Genomic DNA, 2,277 nt, shown 5'->3' with positions numbered 1-2,277 from the left:
GTGTGTCGTGTTTATAGGCCAGACTCATGACAAAACCGGCATCACACAGCGGATTTTCACAATGGCAATACAACTCCCGGAGTGTTCCGGTGATTTTTTTACTGCTGCTGATGCCGGATTTTTCGCCACAATGCGGGCAGGTGATTTTCACCTGGTTCTCCCATGAATAGTTTGAATAGTCAGTATAAGCCGGAGATTATAGTGAACAACCGTAATGATAACTGTCAAAATACACTGGATGCAGCATTCAGGGAAATAAACCAGATTTTTGAAAAGTATGATTTATGCGGGGCCGTCACCCTAATTTCAAGTGAAAAAGGTAATCACCGGTTTGTCTTCCAGCCATGGTCTGCCATGCATTTTGAAATTGATAAACATGGTAATTCTTGCATTGGCGCAAATATCAAGGTCAAAGATGAAGACTACGACACTTGCCAGGTTTTAGTTAACAACTGCTATGCAGTCAGTAACTATTTGCAAAAGGCCCTGTCATTTCAATCTGATAAAATGCAAAAGGTAAATGATGATCTTTGCACTGCCTTTAACATAAATCGGGATGAGATAAAAACCGAGTGGGATTGCAAAAACCTGCACTGACCATTTTTATCACCTAAATTGCCAGATGCTCCTGAACCGCTGCCTGAGACAGTTCTTAAATTTCGGAACTATTTAGTCATGTTTTGACGTTAATTTATTGACACCGATTAGGTTACACTCTACCATGTAACCATAACGGTTATGGTAAAGACATGGCTATACAAACGTTTCTTCATAAGGGGTTAGAGGATTATTTTTACGATGGAACAACCAAGGGAATAAACTCAAAACACAAAAATCGTATAGGCAGGTTATTGGATGTACTTGACCAGGCAAAACAGCCCCATGACATGAAAATACCCGGTTTCAACTTTCACAAGCTGGAGCCAAAAGCAGCCGGGCGTTATTCCGTACATGTGAACGGGCCTTGGTGCATCACCTTTGAATTTGAAAGGAATGATGCAGTCAGAGTTGATTATGAGCAGTACCACTGAGGAAAAAGTTATGACCAAACGCATTAGAAAAAGAAAGCCGGTTCATCCCGGGCAAATGGTAAAGCTGGATGTACTTGAGCCGTTAAATCTTTCGGTGACTGAGGCGGCAAAAGTCATGAATGTATCGAGAAAACATCTGTCGGCTTTTGTGAATGAACGTATTCCATGCAGTAAAGACATGGCAAAGCGGCTGGCTATTGCCCTTGGTACGTCAGTAGACGTATGGCTTGGTATGCAAAACGCGCTTGATGTCTGGGAAATGGAAAACAGCAATGATGATATTTATCAGTCAGTTGGTAAATTAGTTGCGGTTAACAGCTAATGGTTATCAGCATTGAAGATAATCCAGTTATCCGCCATCGTTGATAACGGCTCCCATGAAAAATCATGGGAACTATTCCCCATTTACAGCCTCATAAATTCATTTTATAGTTTGCCCTGACTAATCCAATGGATTACACTTAATTATGCAGACCATTGTAGAACTTTCCATATACCAAAAACGGGCTATTGATCTGCTGGATCAGGAAGAACGGCGGGAGATTATTGATTACCTGGCATCAAATCCTGATGCTGGTGACATTATGCAAGGAACCGGGGGCATCCGGAAACTCCGCTGGAAGCGTGGTGGTTCTGGCAAAAGTGGTGGGGTTAGAGTGATTTATTTTTATCGAAATATGAATATGCCCTTGTTTTTACTGACTCTATACGCCAAAGGTGAACAGGACAATTTAAGCAAGGCTGAGAGAAACAACTGGAAAAAAATGATTGAACAGCTGGTACACCATTACGGAGAATGACCATGACGGATATTTATAACGATGTGATGGGAGCCTTGGAAGAAGCGGTTTCCTACGCCAAGGGCGAAAAAACAGAAGCGATTGTCCATGAAGTGCAACCACTGGATATAAAGGCCATTCGTTCCAGTGTCGATATGACCCAGGAAGAATTCGCCAAAGCGGTGGGGGTAAAACTCCCCACCCTGAGACATTGGGAGAGGGGAGATAGAAAACCCACCGGGCCAGCCCGGGTTTTGCTGAACCTGCTTTCCCGTGAGCCGGAGACTGTTCTTAGATTATTGCATTTCGCTTGATTTTATGTTCACTGCGGCATAGGCCGCTTAGAAAAAAGGTTCAAAAGATTTGGTGTTTGAGCGTTTATAAACATGGCGATCAAACCCGTTTTTCTGCTATTTCATAAACTTCATTATCCCGTCGTATACCAACGGCAATAATCAGCACTCGGA

6 protein-coding genes are annotated in these 2,277 nt (G+C 42.7%); 5 read left to right on the top strand and 1 reads right to left on the bottom strand.

All coding sequences use genetic code 11. From position 1 onward, the window contains the following. Positions 1 to 151 (bottom strand): ogr/Delta-like zinc finger family protein (locus KDK14_RS21910; protein ID WP_373691128.1); only part of this gene is annotated, 151 nt, incomplete at its 3' end. Between the two features lie 50 nt (positions 152 to 201). On the opposite strand from KDK14_RS21910, the gene KDK14_RS20705 reads away from it, so the two are divergent. The 5 genes from KDK14_RS20705 to nadS all read left to right on the top strand — a co-directional run bounded on the left by KDK14_RS20705 (position 202) and on the right by nadS (position 2,124). Continuing rightward, positions 202 to 597: a hypothetical protein gene (locus KDK14_RS20705; protein ID WP_257267136.1), complete on the top strand. Its 396-nt coding sequence runs from the start codon at positions 202 to 204 to the stop codon at positions 595 to 597. 152 nt (positions 598 to 749) lie between these two features. Further along, on the top strand, positions 750 to 1,031 hold the full coding sequence (locus KDK14_RS20700) for a type II toxin-antitoxin system RelE/ParE family toxin (RefSeq protein WP_257267135.1): 282 nt from the start codon (positions 750 to 752) through the stop codon (positions 1,029 to 1,031). 10 nt (positions 1,032 to 1,041) lie between these two features. Then, positions 1,042 to 1,353 carry a HigA family addiction module antitoxin gene (locus tag KDK14_RS20695; RefSeq protein WP_257267134.1) on the top strand — a complete coding sequence of 104 codons (312 nt, stop codon included), beginning with the start codon at positions 1,042 to 1,044 and terminating at the stop codon, positions 1,351 to 1,353. 145 nt (positions 1,354 to 1,498) lie between these two features. After that, positions 1,499 to 1,831 carry a type II toxin-antitoxin system RelE/ParE family toxin gene (locus KDK14_RS20690; RefSeq protein WP_257267133.1) on the top strand — a complete coding sequence of 111 codons (333 nt, stop codon included), beginning with the start codon at positions 1,499 to 1,501 and terminating at the stop codon, positions 1,829 to 1,831. Positions 1,832 to 1,833: 2 nt separating this feature from the next. After that, positions 1,834 to 2,124, top strand: a complete 291-nt coding sequence (gene nadS / locus KDK14_RS20685) for a NadS family protein (protein WP_257267132.1) — start codon at positions 1,834 to 1,836, stop codon at positions 2,122 to 2,124. The last annotated feature ends 153 nt before the right edge of the window (positions 2,125 to 2,277 follow it).

Source organism: Endozoicomonas sp. ONNA2 (assembly GCF_024606365.1).
Taxonomy (GTDB): domain Bacteria; phylum Pseudomonadota; class Gammaproteobacteria; order Pseudomonadales; family Endozoicomonadaceae; genus Endozoicomonas.
Note: the sequence above shows the minus strand (reverse complement) of the source record. Positions and strands in the feature narration are given on the sequence as shown.